Annotated in this window: 15 protein-coding genes and 1 riboswitch; of the genes, 7 read left to right on the top strand and 8 right to left on the bottom strand. The window is 75.6% G+C overall.

Features of this window, described 5'->3' with window-relative positions; all coding sequences use genetic code 11:
- Positions 1 to 12: 12 nt before the first annotated feature.
- Entirely contained in the window at positions 13 to 177 is a 165-nt protein-coding gene (locus IE287_RS08665; RefSeq protein WP_189848334.1) for a DUF6126 family protein, read from the top strand.
- Between the two features lie 18 nt (positions 178 to 195).
- Here the strand turns inward: IE287_RS08665 and IE287_RS08660 are convergent, their stop codons facing one another.
- Positions 196 to 1,017, bottom strand: coding sequence for a tyrosine-protein phosphatase (locus IE287_RS08660; RefSeq protein ID WP_189848333.1), 822 nt, complete (start codon positions 1,015 to 1,017; stop codon positions 196 to 198).
- 389 nt (positions 1,018 to 1,406) lie between these two features.
- Positions 1,407 to 1,572, top strand: a riboswitch (cyclic di-AMP (ydaO/yuaA leader).
- 4 nt (positions 1,573 to 1,576) lie between these two features.
- Between IE287_RS08660 and IE287_RS08655 the strand changes: the two genes are divergently transcribed.
- Together IE287_RS08655 and IE287_RS08650 are read left to right on the top strand one after the other, a co-directional pair.
- Entirely contained in the window at positions 1,577 to 2,545 is a 969-nt protein-coding gene (locus IE287_RS08655; protein WP_189848332.1) for a M23 family metallopeptidase, read from the top strand.
- A 160-nt stretch (positions 2,546 to 2,705) separates the two neighbouring features.
- Positions 2,706 to 3,509, top strand: a complete 804-nt coding sequence (locus IE287_RS08650; RefSeq protein ID WP_189848331.1) for an SGNH/GDSL hydrolase family protein — start codon at positions 2,706 to 2,708, stop codon at positions 3,507 to 3,509.
- On the opposite strand, the gene IE287_RS08645 is transcribed toward IE287_RS08650, so the two are convergent.
- The 5 genes from IE287_RS08645 to IE287_RS08625 are packed head-to-tail and all read right to left on the bottom strand — an operon-like array spanning position 3,496 to position 8,699.
- A complete protein-coding gene (locus IE287_RS08645; protein ID WP_189848330.1) occupies positions 3,496 to 4,359 on the bottom strand; it encodes an STM4011 family radical SAM protein in 864 nt (287 codons plus the stop codon). The genes IE287_RS08650 and IE287_RS08645 overlap by 14 nt on opposite strands.
- Positions 4,360 to 4,367: 8 nt before the next feature.
- Positions 4,368 to 5,705: an STM4012 family radical SAM protein gene (locus tag IE287_RS08640; RefSeq protein WP_189848329.1), complete on the bottom strand. Its 1,338-nt coding sequence runs from the start codon at positions 5,703 to 5,705 to the stop codon at positions 4,368 to 4,370.
- Entirely contained in the window at positions 5,702 to 6,523 is an 822-nt protein-coding gene (locus IE287_RS08635; protein WP_189848635.1) for an STM4013/SEN3800 family hydrolase, read from the bottom strand. The genes IE287_RS08640 and IE287_RS08635 overlap by 4 nt, the downstream gene beginning before the upstream one ends.
- 29 nt (positions 6,524 to 6,552) lie before the next feature.
- Positions 6,553 to 7,743, bottom strand: a complete 1,191-nt coding sequence (locus tag IE287_RS08630) for an STM4014 family protein (protein ID WP_189848328.1) — start codon at positions 7,741 to 7,743, stop codon at positions 6,553 to 6,555.
- Positions 7,740 to 8,699, bottom strand: coding sequence for an STM4015 family protein (locus IE287_RS08625; RefSeq protein ID WP_189848327.1), 960 nt, complete (start codon positions 8,697 to 8,699; stop codon positions 7,740 to 7,742). Before IE287_RS08625 ends, IE287_RS08630 begins: the two co-directional genes overlap by 4 nt.
- Before the next feature lie 168 nt (positions 8,700 to 8,867).
- Between IE287_RS08625 and IE287_RS08620 the strand changes: the two genes are divergently transcribed.
- The 3 genes from IE287_RS08620 to IE287_RS08610 all read left to right on the top strand — a co-directional run bounded on the left by IE287_RS08620 (position 8,868) and on the right by IE287_RS08610 (position 11,384).
- Positions 8,868 to 9,194 (top strand): DUF8820 family protein, encoded by a 327-nt coding sequence (locus IE287_RS08620; RefSeq protein WP_189848326.1) that lies wholly within the window; start codon positions 8,868 to 8,870, stop codon positions 9,192 to 9,194.
- A 181-nt stretch (positions 9,195 to 9,375) separates the two neighbouring features.
- Positions 9,376 to 10,461 carry a DUF6745 domain-containing protein gene (locus IE287_RS08615; protein ID WP_229883354.1) on the top strand — a complete coding sequence of 362 codons (1,086 nt, stop codon included), beginning with the start codon at positions 9,376 to 9,378 and terminating at the stop codon, positions 10,459 to 10,461.
- Between the two features lie 128 nt (positions 10,462 to 10,589).
- Entirely contained in the window at positions 10,590 to 11,384 is a 795-nt protein-coding gene (locus IE287_RS08610) for an SIMPL domain-containing protein (protein ID WP_268254972.1), read from the top strand.
- Between the two features lie 203 nt (positions 11,385 to 11,587).
- Here the strand turns inward: IE287_RS08610 and IE287_RS08605 are convergent, their stop codons facing one another.
- Together IE287_RS08605 and IE287_RS08600 are read right to left on the bottom strand one after the other, a co-directional pair.
- Complete coding sequence (locus IE287_RS08605; RefSeq protein WP_189848325.1) at positions 11,588 to 12,193, bottom strand: TetR/AcrR family transcriptional regulator; 606 nt, start codon at positions 12,191 to 12,193, stop codon at positions 11,588 to 11,590.
- A 64-nt stretch (positions 12,194 to 12,257) separates the two neighbouring features.
- Positions 12,258 to 13,439 carry a Glu/Leu/Phe/Val dehydrogenase dimerization domain-containing protein gene (locus IE287_RS08600; protein ID WP_189848324.1) on the bottom strand — a complete coding sequence of 394 codons (1,182 nt, stop codon included), beginning with the start codon at positions 13,437 to 13,439 and terminating at the stop codon, positions 12,258 to 12,260.
- A 197-nt stretch (positions 13,440 to 13,636) separates the two neighbouring features.
- On the opposite strand from IE287_RS08600, the gene IE287_RS08595 reads away from it, so the two are divergent.
- Positions 13,637 to 14,839, top strand: a complete 1,203-nt coding sequence (locus IE287_RS08595; protein ID WP_189848323.1) for an MBL fold metallo-hydrolase — start codon at positions 13,637 to 13,639, stop codon at positions 14,837 to 14,839.
- Positions 14,840 to 15,003 lie beyond the last annotated feature (164 nt).

The following is a 15,003-nucleotide window of genomic DNA, read 5'->3' as shown; positions in this document are numbered from 1 at the left end:
GGGTTGACCGACATGTCCGACAAGTCAGTGAATTCCGCCCCGGTCACCGGCGAGGAGCGCGGTGAGGGGAAGTTCCCGAAGGGGCTGGTGCTCCGCCTCTTCGCCTACCTGATCGCCGGTCACCTCTTCGCCGGCTTCCTCTACCTGCTCTTCATGCTCGGCGGGCAGAACCAGTAGCCGGTCCCGGGCGGCGGTTCACGCCTCCGTGAGGAACCGCTCCCGCAGCCGCTCGCGGGTCGCCGGCGCCAGCTTCAGGCCCTCCGCGAGGTAGACGTCGACGGAGCCCCAGGTCGCGTCGATCGTCTCGAAGGCGGCCCGGAGGTACTCCACCCGCGCGTCGAAGAGCGGGCTCAGCAGCTCCATCACCTCGGGCGCCATCGCCTCCGGGGCGGTGGAGCTGCGGCGCACCTTGTAGCGGCGGTGCGGGGCGTCCGACTTCACGTAGTCGGCCTCGATCGCCCCGCGCTCCACGCCCAGCGCCAGCAGGGTGATGGCGATGGAGAGCCCGGCGCGGTCCTTGCCGGCGGCGCAGTGCATCAGGGCCGGGACGGAGTCCTCGGCGAGGGAGTGCAGGACCCTGCTGTGCTCGACGGTCCGCTCCACGATCATCCTGCGGTACGAGGAGGTCATCCGCTCCGCGGCCTTGCCGTCGCCCAGCAGGCCCCGCAGCGTGTCGAGGTCGCCCTCGCGGACCATCCGCCAGAACTCCTTGCCGTCGGCCGGGTCGCTCAGGGGTATGTTCACGTTCCGCACGCCCGGGAGCTCGACGTCCGGCCCCTCGATCCTGGCGTCGGCGGCGTTGCGGAAATCGAAGATCGTGTGCAGGCCCAGTCCGGAGAGGAAGGCCGCGTCGGACTCGGTGGCGTCGGCGAGGTGACCGCTGCGGAAGAGGGTGCCGGGGCGGACGGCGCGCCCGTCCGTCGTCGGCAGGCCGCCCACGTCCCGGAAGTTGCGGACCTCCGCGAGCTCGGGCTCGCCGGGCTCGAAGGGCTGGACCTGCGGCAACTGCTGCGTCACGGATGCTCCTGGAGGTAGGCGTTCGGGAGACCGGGACGAGATCGGTTCCCCCCGCAATCATCCCGTCGCGACGGGTGCGGCGCACCCCCCTGGTCGGTAATGGGCGATCTGTCCGTATTGAAGGGTCTTGCGATAACACGCCCTGGTTGAGGGTGAGATGGAATTCGGCGCGTGAGCAGGGTCATAAAAGTGACGGATCGTGGCCGAGGGCCCGGTCCAATCACCCTCCGCGAAAAGGGAATCGAGGGACCGTCATCGACGGAGGGTGACCGGAATTCCCGGCCCGAAGATCGCCCCGGAATGTCCGTCGAATGCGGCGGCTTGTTCGCTTCGACCCCGCTCGTCTAGCGTCGCCGTCAATCCGGTCGGACCGCCGAATCCTGCCACCGTCCGGAATTCGACCCCATCCCATTTCGCGTGGCAGGAGCGGGGGACCCAAGGAAGTACGCCGGTCCCGCGACGCAGGACGGCTCGGGGTGAAGCCGCGTGAGAAACGCGGCCGGACATCTCCAGTCCGAACCCGACAGCTCACCTCGCAGGCGCCGGAGAGGAATTCGCCATGCCTGCCAAGGGTAAGCACCGCCGCCAGAAGTCCACCCTGATCAGCCGCGGCCTGGTCGCCGCCGGCACCGGCGGCGCCGTCGTCGCCCTGCCGCTGCTCGGCGCCACCGGTGCGCACGCCGCCGAGCAGGCCGCCCCGGCCGCCGTCTCCGGCGCCGTCGTCGCCGCCCAGGTCCAGGCCCAGCAGGCCGCGAAGGCCGCCGCCCCGAAGACGTACTCCGTCGTCGCCGGCGACTACCTCTCCAAGATCGCCGCCGAGCACCACGTCGCCGGCGGCTGGCAGAAGCTCTACTCCGACAACCGCCGGGTCGTCGGCGAGAACCCCTCGCTCATCCTCCCGGGCATGAAGCTCACCCTCGGCGCCGAGAACACCGCCGCCGCGCCGAAGGCCGAGCGCAAGGCCGCCCCGAAGGCCGCCGTCCAGGCCGCGCCGAAGGCCGAGCGCAAGGCCGCGCCGAAGGCCGAGTCCGCCGGCGAGCAGACCCGTGCCTCCCGCTCCGCCGAGCGCGCCGCGGCCCCGGCCGCCGCCGCGTCCACCGGCTCCTCCGCGCAGACCGCCTCCACCGGCTGGGTCGCCCCCGTCTCCGGCGGCATCTCCACCCCCTACCGCGCCTCCGGCTCCATGTGGTCCTCCGGCTACCACACCGGTGCCGACTTCATCGCCTCCTCCGGCACCACCGTCCGCGCCGTCGGCGCCGGCACGGTCGTCTCCGCGGGCTGGAGCGGCGCGTACGGCAACGAGGTCGTCATCCAGCACGCCGACGGCAACTACTCGCAGTACGCCCACCTCTCCTCCCTCTCCGTCTCCGCGGGCCAGTCGGTCGACGGCGGCCAGCAGATCGGCCTCTCCGGCTCCACCGGCAACTCCACCGGGCCGCACCTGCACTTCGAGATCCGCACCTCGCCCAGCTACGGCGCCGACATCGACCCGCTGGCCTACCTGCGCCAGCACGGCGTGTCCATCTGACCCGTCCGGCCCAGCGGCCGCACGGAGGCCCGGCACCCCTGGTGCCGGGCCTCCGCCCTATTCCGGCTTGGCAAATTCTTTATCGGTGGCATATATCACCCGCCGTCAACCCCTCCTTACGGTCGCGTAGGTCACATCCGAACCGGAAGGATGTGCTGCCGTGGCAGACGATTCGAGAGAAACAGACAAGAACGCGTTCGGTTCATTCGGGTCGTACGCGGCGATCGGTGACAGCTTCACCGAGGGCGTCGGAGACCCCGGCCCAGGCGGGAGCTACGTCGGCTGGGCGGACCGCTTCGCGGTGCTCCTCGCCGACCAGCTGCCGGAGCCCGAGGACTTCCGCTACGCCAACCTGGCGGTCCGCGGCCGGCTCCTCGACCAGATCGTGGCCGAGCAGGTGCCCCGGGCCAGGGAACTCGCCCCCGACCTGGTGACCTTCTGCGCCGGCGGCAACGACATCATCCGCCCCGGCACCGACCCCGACGACGTGGCCGAGCGCTTCGAGCGGGCCGTCCGGGAGCTCACCTCCGCCGTCGGCACCGTCATGGTGACCACCGGCTTCGACACCCGTGACGTGCCGGTGCTGAAGCACCTGCGCGGCAAGATCGCCACGTACACGGCCCACGTCCGGGCCATCGCCGACCGCTACGACTGCCCGGTCCTCGACCTGTGGTCGCTCCGGTCCGTGCAGGACCGGCGGGCCTGGGACGACGACCGGCTGCACCTCTCCCCCGAGGGCCACACCCGGGTCGCGCTGCGCGCGGCGCAGGTGCTCGGGCTGCCGGTGCCCGCCGACCCCGACCAGGAGTGGCCGCCGCTGCCCGCGCGGGGCCCGCTGGAGGTCCGCCGGGACGACATCCTCTGGGCCCGCGAGTACCTGGTGCCGTGGATCGGCCGGCGGCTGCGCGGCGAGAGCTCCGGCGACCACGTCGAGGCCAAGCGCCCCGACCTCATGCCCCTGTAGCCCCCGGACGGCCGGCGGGGATCCGCTCCAGGACCCCGCCGGCGAAGACGTCGTACAGCGGCAGCGTCTCCAGGTGGACGTAGCCGATGTGGCAGTCGCAGACGGCGAGGGGGCAGGCGCGGGGCCGCAGCGCGGCACGGTACGAGCCGTCGTACAGGTTGCCCAGCTCGTCCCTGACGAAGTGGCAGCGCCGCACCGTCCCCTCCCCGTCGACCGACACCACCGACTCGCCGGTCCGGCAGGGCAGCCCCGCCGAGCGGTGCGGATGCCGGCTGTACGGGAAGAGCGGGTCGATCCCGGTCCACACCGCGGCCTCCGCGTCGGTGTACGCGTGCCCCTCGGCGGCGTTCACCCACAGGTAGACGTGGTCCGGCAGCGCGGCCCGCAGCCGCAGCGCCTCCGCGTGGTGCTCGGGCAGGCCGACGACGCCGACGCTGAAGCGGACGCCCCGGTCCGCCAGGTCGAGCGCCTTGCCGAGGAAGCGGTCGTACGGCGTCTGCCCCGGGTGGTAGGTGCACCACAGCGCCAGGGCGTCCAGGTCGGCCGCGTCCAGCCACGAGGTCCGGCAGCTCAGGTTGGTCTGGATCGCCACCCGCTCCACGTGCGGCAGCCGCGACAGCTCCACCAGCGCCCGCCGGTACCAGGAGCGGACCAGGCCCTCGCCCCACGGGGTGAAGAGGATCCGCAGCCGGTCCCCGCTCCGCCCGGCCGCCCAGCCGGTGAACCGCTCCAGCGCCGCCCGGTCCGCCCGGAGCGTCTCCGGGCGGTCCCGCCGCTTGGCGAAGGGGCAGTAGGGGCAGTCGTAGTCGCAGGAGGCGAGCGGCCCCCGGTACAGCAGCGTCAGGTCCACGACCGTCCCTACTTCGGCTCGTACGCGGCCATCGCGGCCCGCACCGCGGGGGAGAACAGCTCGGGCCCGAGCCCGTCCGAGTGCGCCAGGCCCTCCGGCGAGAGCCGCAGCAGCCCGTCCGGCGCCGACCCGTCCAGCCAGCCGTACCCCGCGAACCGCTCCAGCTCCGGCCCGAAGTCCTCGTGCGCCGACGCCCCGAACCGCTCCTCGTACCCGGCGAGCTCCATGCCCTCCGCCTGGAGCAGCGACTGCAGGAGGTGGCGGCGGCGCGCCTCCGCCCCGTCCACCCACCGGCCCACCTGGGCCCGGGAGAAGTCCGCGGTCTCCGTGTAGGCGTCGATGATCGAGCGGACCTCCCGCATCTCCACCGCGTAGTCGAAGGAGTAGTGCAGGCCCGCGGTGTACGAGCGGGCGCCGCAGCCCAGGCCGATCATGCCGTCCGTCTGGCAGGCGTGGTCCTCCGGTCCGGACGGGCCCGTGCCGGCCCGCCGGAACATCCGCATCGACACCTGCTCGTAGCCGTGCGCGAGGAGGTGGTCCCGGCCCCGCCGGTAGAGCCGCAGCCGCCGGGCGTCCCACTCCGCGTCCGACTCGGCCGGACCCGTGCGGCCCAGGCCGGTGAGGGGGCGGACGTACAGCGGGTAGAGGTACAGCTCCTCGGGCCGCCAGGCGAGCGCCGCGTCCAGCGAGTACCGCCAGGACTCCTCGGTCTGCCCGTCGATGCCGTAGATGAGGTCGATGTTGAGCACCGGCACGCCGGAGTCCCGGATCCGGCCGAGCGCCGCCTCGACGTCCGCGCGCCGCTGCGGCCGGACCGCGGCCCGCGCCTCGGCGTCCACGAAGCTCTGCACCCCGATGCTGAGCCGGGTCGCGCCGCGCCCGGCGAGGACCGCCAGCCGGTCGGCGGTCGCGGTGGCCGGCGAGGTCTCCACGGAGAGCGGCACCGCCCGCAGGTCCGCGCCCATGCGGTGCTCGGCGATGTCGCAGAGCCGCTCCAGCTCCGCGGCGGTCAGGAAGGTCGGGGTGCCGCCGCCGAACGCCGCCGCCGCGAACCGCACCGGCGCCGCGTCGCCCAGCGCCTCCCGGACCGCGACGGCCTGCCGGTCGAGCGCGTCGAGATAGCGGGCCGTCAGCTCGTCCGGGGCGCCGATCCGGGTGAAGAGGTTGCAGAAGCCGCAGCGGACCTCGCAGAAGGGCACGTGCGCGTAGAGCGACAGGGCGTCCTTCGGCTCGTCCGCCCAGAGCGCGGCCAGCTCCGGGCGGCCGGGCAGCGGCCGGTACGCCGTCTTGTGCGGGTAGGCGTAGACGTACGAGCGGTACGGGCGGGGGAGCGGGGCGCCGGTCACGCGACCGCCCCCTCGGCCGGGCCGGCCAGCTCGAACTGCGCGTACGGCACGGTCCACACCACCTCGTGACCGAGCCGGTGGCCGGTGAAGCCGTCGTCGCCGTACGCCGTGCCGTGGTCCGAGCAGACGATCGCGAAACACCGGCGACGGCTGCTCATCGCCGCGAAGAGACGGCCGATGTGCCGGTCGACGTACTCCAGCGCCGCCGCGTGGGTGGCCCGGGTGTCCCCGGCCTCCCGGCTCGCGCCCGGGGTGTGGAACCAGTTGGGCTGGTGCAGCGCGGACACGTTCACGAAGAGGAAGAGCCTGCGGTCCGCCGGGAGCGCCGCCACCACCTCCTGCGCGCGGGCCACCTGCGCCTCGAAGGAGGTCGGCGAGGCCACCCCGAAGGACGGCTCCCAGTGGCTCTCCTGGAAGAGCCCCGGCAGCACCGAGCCGAGCGGCGGCCGCCCGTCGAAGAAGCCGACCCCGCCCACGCACACCGTCCGGTAGCCGTCGGCGGCGAGCGCCGAGACCAGGTCGGGGGCGTCGTACACGTAGGTGCCGTCCGCGGTCGTCTCGCTGCCCGCGAAGCGGGCCGCGAAGAGCCTCGGGTGCGGTCCCGGCGTCGCCGGGGTCGGCAGGAAACCGGCGAAGATCGCCTGGTGGGAGGCGTAGGTGAAGCTGCCGGGGGCGTGCCGGCGCTCCCAGCGCCCGTCCGGGAGGTGGCGGGCGAGGTTCGGGATGCGGCCGGCGGCGGCCAGCTCGGCGGCCACGTCGTACCGGAGGGTGTCGAGGGTGACCAGGAGCAGGTCGTGGCTGCCGACGACGGCGTTCATGTCGGGCCCGCTCACGGGGTCGGTCGGGGTCACGCGGTGCTCGTTCCTGGGGTGCTCGGGGAAGTGGCTCGGGGTGCTCGGGGTGCTCGGGGTGTTCGGGGTGCTCGGGGCGCCGCGGGGAGGGTCCGCAGCAGGTCGGCCACCTGGGCGCCGTAGGTGTCCAGGCCCTCGGCGCCGCTGCCCGGGAGGCCGGTGAGGCCCGGCAGCAGGTCGCCGAAGGCGTTGACCTCCCCGACCGCGAAGCGGCGCCAGCCGGTGCCCGGCAGCAGGTCCACGCCGACGCACCGGGTGCCCGGGAAGGCCGCGGCGGCCCGCTCGCAGACGCCGAGGGCGTCCTCCCAGCGGCCGCCCGCGGCGGCGATCGCCGTCCGGACGGCGGCCAGGTCGCCGCGGGCGCCCCCGAGGTGCAGATTGGTCAGCGGGGAGCGGCTGGTGCGGACCACCGCGTGGGTGGCCCGCCCGCCCGTCACCACCACCCGCAGGTCGGCCGCCCGGCCGCCCTGGACCGCCTTCGGCAGCCAGCGCTCCACGTGCAGCCCGTCCGGGGCGAGCGCGTCGACCAGGGCGCCGACCTCCCGCGCGCCGGTGTAGCGCCGTATCCGCAGCGAGTTGAAGAGCCGGCCGGCCCCGTCCCGCTCCACCGAGGTGACGGCCTGCACCCGGCCCGGGCCCGCCGTCTCGACGGCGAGCACCCCGGAGGCGGAGGAGCCGTGCGCCGGCTTCACGAAGACCCGGCGCAGCCCGGCGCCGTCCATCAGCGCCACCAGGTCGTCCCAGCCCCCCACCGGCGCCCCGCCGGGACCGGAGGTCGGCGAGGCGGGGACGGGCACCCCGGCGGCGGCGAGCCGCCCGTGGGTGAGCCGCTTGTCGAAGAGGACGGCCGTCTCGGCGGGGTCGTCCACCAGCACCGCGCCGGCCCGGCCGGCCTCGGCGGCGAGCCCGGAGACGGCGGCGGTGAACCGCTCGTACCAGCGCCGGCCGCCTTCCACGCGGGCCGGGTCGTCGGTGCCGCGCAGCAGCCGGTCCACCTCCGGCACCTCGCCGGGCGAGTCGATCCGGACGGCCTCGCCGGCGGCGAGACGGGCCTCGCCGCGCAGGACGTCCTGCCAGCCCACGGCCCGCGCCCCGGGCCGCCCGGCGGCGCGCAGCGCGTCCTGGAAGAACGCGACGCGCCGCCCGGCGGGGTCGCCGACGACGACGAGACGCGGACCGGTGGTCATTCGGCGACGGCGACGTAGCGCCAGACGTCCCCGTCGCCGTCGTCCTCCGGGGACTGCGGGTCGTCCAGGACGACCCGCACCCCGTGCGGGGCGAGCGCCGCGGTGAGCCGCTCGGTCATGGTCTCGGAGAGGTAGTGGTGCTCCAGGTCCAGCTCGCGCAGGTGGGTCAGCGGCTGGCCGTCGAGGAGCGCGGCCGCGCCCTCGTCGGTGAGCACGCCCATGCTGAGGTCGAGCCGGTCGAGGCGGGCGACGACCGGGGCGCCCGCGACGGCCGCCGCCACCCGGTCCTGGACGGAGCTGTTGCACAGCCCCAGGCTCCGCAGCGCGGGGAAGGCCTCGCCGGAGAGGAGCGGGGCCAGGTCGTCGGTCGAGGAGTCGCCGCCGTACTCGTCGGTGCCCAGCCACAGTTCGAGCCGCTCCAGGGCGGGCAGGTCGCTGCCCGCGATGCCGCGCACCACCTCGGCGCCGAGGCCGCCGGCCTCCACGACCAGGGTCTCCAGACCGCCGTGGCGCAGCGAGGGGAAGGCGAGGCCGGTGCCGCCGCGCACGCCGAACTCCCGCAGCGCCGGATAGGCGGCGAGCAGGGGTGCCACGTCGCTCTGGACGATCCAGGAGATCTCGCAGTCCTCGAAGGTCATGTCCCCGAGGAAGACCGCCTCCAGGGCGGTCAGCCGGTCGTTCGCCCCGATGAGCGCGGTGACGATCGCGGCGGAGGAGGTGTCGTACGCGTCCTCCCAGCCGCCGACGACGAGCGCCCTGACCCGCCGGGTGTCCACGGTGGCGAGGAAGCGCGCGAAGAGCGCGTGCCACTCCTCGTCCTCGGCGTCGCGGTAGGTCGGGCTCGACAGCCGCCAGGCCACGGCGGCCGCGTCGGGGAGCCCGGCGCGCGATCCGGCGTCCGGGAAGTCGAAGACGGGGAGGCCGTGGAACTCCTCCAGGTGGACCCCGATGGGCATGACGGTGCTCCAGACGACGGACGGCTGTACGGACTGACGGCAAGAGTTCTACCAAGTCCCACCGACAGCGGGCAGAGGCGGGGGCCGGACCGGACGTGTTGTCAGTGGCGGCCTCTAGCGTCGTTCTCGTGTTCGGGCACCGGGCCCGGGACCGGGAAGGGGAGAGCCATGTACCGGCAGGGGGACGTGCTGATCGTGCCCGTCGACGAGCGGGCGGTGCCCGCCCGGGCGAAGGAGGCGCGGGGCGAGCCGAGGGACGGGCGGGGACGGCTCGTCCTGGCCTTCGGCGAGGTCACCGGACACGCCCACGCGGTGCCGGGCCCCGGCCGGCTGGTGCGGGAGCCGGGACCGTACGGCCCGTTCCTGCTCGAACTGCCCTCGGGCGGAAGGCTGGTGCACGAGGAGCACGCGCCGATCGCCCTTCCGCGGGGCTGGTTCCGGGTGGTGCGGCAGCGGGAGTACGTGCCGGGCGCGTACCGGATCGTGGCGGACTGAGCGGACCGTGGCGGACCGGGCGGGGCGTGGGGACGTGAGCGGAGCGGGGGGAGCGGGAGTGGGAGTGGGAGGGACGGGGACCGTGGGCGATGCCGGGGGCGTCGGGCCGTCGGTGTCGTCGGGGCCGTCGGTGCCATCGGGGCCGTCGGGAGCAGGGGGAACACGACGTGAGGAAGCGGTCATGGGGGACGGGACGACGAGCGGCGGCGACCGGCGGGACGACGACCGGCGGGACGCCGGGGGAGCGGTTGCCGGCGACGCGTACGAGAAGTGGCGGGCGCTCGCCGCGGCCACCGGGCCCGCCGACCGGGCCGCCGCCGAGGCCGGGATCCGGCTGGCCTACGCCGCCGCCGGACTGCCCGCGCCGGAGCGGGTCCTCTGGGCCGATTCCCCGCTCGCCGGGGTCGAGCTGGTCGCCGCCCTCGCCGACCGCGGCCGCTCGGTGCGCGAGGAGGTGCGCACCCTGCCGTGGGCCGAGGAGCGGCGCCGGCTCCACGACCTGCTCGGGCCGGCCGGCTGGACGGCGCACTGGCAGGCCACCGGAGCCCGCCTCTGGGACCCGACGCGGGCGCTCGCCGAACGGGTCAGGGCCGGGGTCCTGGACGCGCTCGGGGACCGCGGGGAGCCCGGCGCGCCCACCGGGCCCGACGGCCGCGAGCTGCTCTACGACGCGGTCCTCGGCCAGCAGGACGCCGCCTGGCTCGCCGCCTTCGACGGACACGGGACCCGGCTCGCCGGACTCGCGGCCGTCGCCGCGCAGGCCGGCTGGTGGTGGCCGTACGAGAAGGCGGCCGTCGTCTGCGAACGCCCCGTCGAGCTGCACCGGGACGAGGCGGGCCGGCTCGACCGCGGCGACGGCCCCGCCCTCGCGCACCGGGACGGCTTCGCCCTCCACGCCTGGCGGGGCATGCCGGTCGAACCGGACTTCCTGGCCGGGCTCGCGGACCTCCGCCCGGAGCGGATCCGGACCGAGGAGAACGCCGAACTGCGCCGCGTGATGCTGGAGTTCTACGGCTACGAGCGCTATCTGGAGGACTCGGGTGCCCGGCCCGAGGGGCGGGACGGGACGGGCGTGCTGTGGCGGATCGAGCTCGCCGACGACGAGGACGTCGTCATGGTGGAGGTGGTCAACGCGACGCCCGAACCCGACGGCGGCCACCGCACCTACTGGCTGCGCGTGCCGCCCGCCACCCGGACCGCCCGGGAGGGCGTCGCCTGGACCTTCGGGCTCGCGGAGGAGGCGTACCGGCCGCTCGTCCAGACCTGACCGGCCGGCCGCTAGTGCGGAGAGGTGAAGGGCGCCGCCGCCCAGGAGTGGCGTCCGGGCGGCGGCGGCCCCGGGTGCTGGGATGTGCCCGCCGGAGCCACCGGCACCCACCGTCGAAGGGACCGCCCGTGCCGCACCGCCCCGTGCCCGCCCTCCCGCACCGCCGCCTCCGCGCGGCCCGGCTGCTCGCCGCCACCGCCGGCACCGCCCTCCTCGGGGCGCTCCTCCTGGGCACCGCGGTGCCCGCGTCGGCCGCCGCGCCGGGGCGCACCGCCCCGCACGCCGCCGCCCGGGCCGAGGCCCCGGCGACGGTCACCGTCACGGGCAGCGGCAGCGCCTCCGCCGCCCCCGACCTGGCGATCCTGTCGGTGGGGGTGGAGGTCACCCGGCCGACGGCGAAGGAGGCGATGGCGGCGCAGAGCACCGCCGCCGAGGCACTGCTCGGCATCCTGCGCAAGGAGGGCATCGAGGACCGGGACATCCGCACCGACAGCCTGGCCCTCACCCCCGCCTACACCCAGACGACCGGCGGCGAGTCCAAGGTGAGCGGCTACCAGGCGGGCCAGACCTTCTCCGTGAAGGTCCGGGACATCGACCGCGCCGGCCAGGTCATCGGAGCGGTCAACGGCGCCACCGGGGCCGCCGGGCGGGTCCACGGCGTCGTCTTCGACGTGGCCGACCCGAAGGAGCTGCGGGCCAAGGCCCGCGAGGCGGCCTACCGGGACGCGTACGAGAAGGCCTCCCAGCACGCGCGGCTCTCCGGCCACAGCCTCGGCCGGCTGGTCTCGCTCAGCGAGGGCGAGTCCCTGCGGCCCGGCCACGGGGCGCTCCCGTCGATGCCGGCCGACGAGCCGAGCGTGCCGCTCGCCCCCGGCGAGATCGAGGAGCAGGTCACCGTCTCGGCCGTCTTCGAACTGCTCTGAGCCGCTCCGGCCCGGTGGGACGGCCGGGTCCGGGTGCGACGGTCCGGTGCGCTCGCCCGGCCCGGTGCGGGGCTCGGGCTCGGGCTCGGTGCGACGGTCCGGCCGCGTCCGGTACGGGCGAGGCCCGGCGCCGTGCCGCTCCGGCCCGGTCCGCACCGCCGGGGGGCGGCGCGTGCCGCTCCGGCCCCGTGCCGTGCGGGGGCTCAGTCCGCGTCCGGGGCGAGGCCGAGTTCGCGGGCGAGGGCCTCGTCCGCCCACTGGAGCATCGCCGCGCGGGAGAGGCCGCCCGAGTAGACCGTCGTCTGGACGGCGAGACCGTCCAGATAGGCGGTGAGGCGCCAGGCGGCGCCGGACGGGTCGGGGCAGGGGAACTCGCCGGCGGCGACCCCCTCCTCGATCACGGTGGTCAGCGCGGACTTCCACTCCCGGTCGAGCGAGGCGGCGACCCGCCGCAGCTCCGGATCGCGCAGCCCGGCCGCCCAGGCCTCGATCCACAGCCGCCAGCCCTTCGCCTGCCCGGTCGGCGCGTACCAGCGGACGGCGGCGCGCAGCCGCCGCCCGGCCGCCGAGCGGCGGCCGAGGATCTTGCGGAGCCGCGCGAGGTCCTCCTCCGCCGCGTGCGCGAAGGCCGCCGCGACCAGCTGTTCCTTGGTGGAGAAGTGGTAGAGCACCAGCGCGTTGCTGACGCCGAGCGCGGTGGCGACATCGGCGATCCGGACGGCGGCGGCACCCCGGGCCTCGATCTGCGCGACGGCGGCCCGCAGCAGTTCCGCCCGCCGCTCGGCCACGCTCAACCGCACTCTCGCCACGCCCCGCAGCCTACACAGCACGGGGCGGAGTCATGATCGTCGGCGGCGGCCCGGAGGGGGCGCGTCAGTACCAGCCGTAGCGGTCGGCGATCACCGGCAGCCGTTCGGCCACCAGGGCGTGCGCCGCCGCGCGCGGGAGCACGCCGTCCGCCTCGGCCCGGTCGAGCACCGCGCCCGTCAGGGTCCGCATCGCGCTCCGCACCCGGGCGAAGGCCTGCTCGGCGTCGGCCTCGACGTCGCCGAAGAGCGTCCACCACCACCAGGCGTTGGTGCAGGAGTTGACGACCACGTCCGGCAGCACCGTCACCCCGCGCGCGGCGAGCGCCGCCTCGGCCTCGGGGAGCACCGGCATGTTGGCGGCCTCGGCGATCCAGCGGGCGCCGATCCGCTCCTGCCGCGCGGCGTCGATGGCGTACGAGACGGCGGCGGGCACCAGCACCTCGGCGTCGACCGCGAGCCAGGCGTCGCCGGGCTCCTCGCGGTCGGCGGGGCGCAGCGCCGACCGGTCCACGGTGGCGTGGGCGTCGCGGGCGGCGATCAGGGCCTCCACGTCGAGCCCGTCCGGGTTCACCATGGTGCCGCGCACGTCGGCCACCGCGACGACCGTCAGGCCGGCCCGGGCCAGGAAGCGGGCGGCGGCCGCGCCCATGGTGCCGAAGCCCTGCACGGAGACCCGGGTGCCCGAGTACGGCCGCCCGGCCCGGTCGAGCGCGACCAGCACCGACTCGGCCACGCCGAGCCCGCCGACCAGCGCGTCGAGGCCGATGCCGTCGACCCGGACGGCGAAGGCGTCCGCGAGCCGCGCGCGGGCCGCGGCCTCGTCCTCCAGGAGCGGGAAGACGGCCTGCACGGAGGAGTCGAGCCCGGCCTCGGCCACCGCCCGGTCGACGGTCTCCTGGGTGAGACCGAGGTCCTCCCCGGTGGTCCAGAAGCGCTCCACGTACGGCCGCATCGCGCGCAGGTAGCGGACCAGCACGCCGTACGCCTCGGGGGAGCGCGGATCGCAGTCGATGCCGCCCTTGGCGCCGCCCAGCGGCACGTACCGGGCCGTCGGGTCGTAGTGCAGCGCCTCCTTCATGGTCATGCCCCGGGCGAGCCCGGCGACCTCCTCGGCGGTGCACCCCTCCCGCATCCGCAGCCCGCCGCTGGCGACGCCCCTGACCAGCCGGTCGACGACCAGATGGCCCCGGCGGCCGGTGACGTGGTCGGTCCAGGCGAGGGAGAGCAGCGGGGCGGCGGCGGTCATGGGGATCCTTCGGGCGGGCGGCGGGCGGCGGGCGGCGGGCGGCGGGCGGCGGGCGGCGGGGCGGCCTGCGGGGCGGTCCGTGGGCAGGGGACGGAGGGGGAGACGGCTACTGAACGACGGTTCAGTATGACCGACGGGCGGACGGTCCCCGGCCCGTCCGCCCATAATGGAAGGATCCCCATCGACCAGGAGGTCCTGTGACCGGTACCGGCTCCGACCGTTCGCTGCGGGCCCGGCTGCGCGCCCTGCGGCCCGAATCCTTCGGCGCCGAGCCGACGGGGGAGCGGCTGGCCCGCATCCGCCGCTCGCCGCACTTCGCCGACGGCGTGTTCCAGAACCCCGAGCAGGCCCGCCGCGGCCCGTCCGGCTCCACCTCCGCGCTCGCGAAGGTCTACTTCGACAAGGAGGGGCGCGCCGGCCGGGCCCCCGCCGGGGTGATCCCGGTCCACCCGACGACCGTGGCGGACCTGGCCCGGCCCGCCGCCACCGGTCTGCGGGTCACCTGGCTGGGTCACTCCAGCGTGCTCGCCGAGATCGACGGGGTGCGGATCCTCTTCGACCCGGTCTGGGGAGAGCGCTGCTCTCCCTTCGCCTTCGCCGGGCCCAAGCGGCTCCACCCGGCGCCCGCGCCGCTCGCCGCGCTCGGCCCGGTCGACGTCGTGGTGATCTCCCACGACCACTACGACCACCTCGACCTGCCGACGATCAAGGCCCTGGCCGGCACCGACACCCTCTTCGCGGTCCCGCTCGGCGTCGGGGCCCACCTGGAGCACTGGGGCGTCCCCGCCTCCCGCCTGCGGGAGCTGGACTGGCACGAGTCCACCGAGATCGGCGGCCTCACCCTCACCGCGACCCCGGCCCGCCACTTCTGCGGCCGCGGCATCCGCAACCGGCAGCACACCCTCTGGGCCTCCTGGTCGGTCCGCGGCCCCCGTCACCGGATCTTCCACAGCGGCGACACCGGCTACTTCCGGGGCTTCGAGGAGATCGGCGCGGCCCACGGCCCCTTCGACGTGACCATGATCCAGATCGGCGCCTACTCGGCGTTCTGGCCGGACATCCACATGACGCCGGACGAGGGCGTGCGGGCCCACCTGGACCTCCAGGGCGGCCGGCCCGGCGGCGTGCTGCTGCCGATCCACTGGGGCACCTTCAACCTGGCCCCGCACCCGTGGGCGGAGCCGGGCGAGTGGACGAAGGCCGCAGCGGAGGAGGCCGGGCAGGCGGTGGCGCTGCCCCGGCCCGGCGAGCCGTTCGAACCCGCGGGGAAGGTGCCGTCCGACGCGTGGTGGCGCGGGGTGTCCCGGCCCCTCGCCGCCCACCCGTGGCAGCGGCCGAAGCCGGCGGAGGACCCCGAGGAGGTTCCCCGGCGCGATCTCGACCTGGCGGGAGACCGGTGACGCAGGGAGACCGGTGACCCAGGAAGACCGGTGGCGCAGGGCGATGGGGACGAGGCCGGGCGGGACGGGCCAGGGCCGTGCCGGACGGGGCGGGCCGGCGCCGTGCTCCTGCCCGGCCGCCGGCCGTGGACCGCGTAAGGGAGCCCGGGAGCTTGAGGGCGGGG

The sequence above is a fragment of the Streptomyces omiyaensis genome, assembly GCF_014650895.1.
Classification (GTDB): Bacteria; Actinomycetota; Actinomycetes; order Streptomycetales; family Streptomycetaceae; genus Streptomyces; species Streptomyces omiyaensis.
Note: the sequence above shows the minus strand (reverse complement) of the source record. Positions and strands in the feature narration are given on the sequence as shown.

Bases quoted from the DNA above. Each gene is read 5' to 3' on its own strand.
- IE287_RS08625 (WP_189848327.1), bottom strand. From the start codon at position 8,699: ATGCCCATCGGGGTCCACCTGGAGGAGTTCCACGGCCTCCCCGTCTTC.
- IE287_RS08620 (WP_189848326.1), top strand. From the start codon at position 8,868: ATGTACCGGCAGGGGGACGTGCTGATCGTGCCCGTCGACGAGCGGGCG.
- IE287_RS08665 (WP_189848334.1), top strand. From the start codon at position 13: ATGTCCGACAAGTCAGTGAATTCCGCCCCGGTCACCGGCGAGGAGCGC.
- IE287_RS08630 (WP_189848328.1), bottom strand. From the start codon at position 7,743: ATGACCACCGGTCCGCGTCTCGTCGTCGTCGGCGACCCCGCCGGGCGG.
- IE287_RS08655 (WP_189848332.1), top strand. From the start codon at position 1,577: ATGCCTGCCAAGGGTAAGCACCGCCGCCAGAAGTCCACCCTGATCAGC.
- IE287_RS08615 (WP_229883354.1), top strand. From the start codon at position 9,376: ATGGGGGACGGGACGACGAGCGGCGGCGACCGGCGGGACGACGACCGG.
- IE287_RS08600 (WP_189848324.1), bottom strand. From the start codon at position 13,439: ATGACCGCCGCCGCCCCGCTGCTCTCCCTCGCCTGGACCGACCACGTC.
- IE287_RS08635 (WP_189848635.1), bottom strand. From the start codon at position 6,523: ATGAACGCCGTCGTCGGCAGCCACGACCTGCTCCTGGTCACCCTCGAC.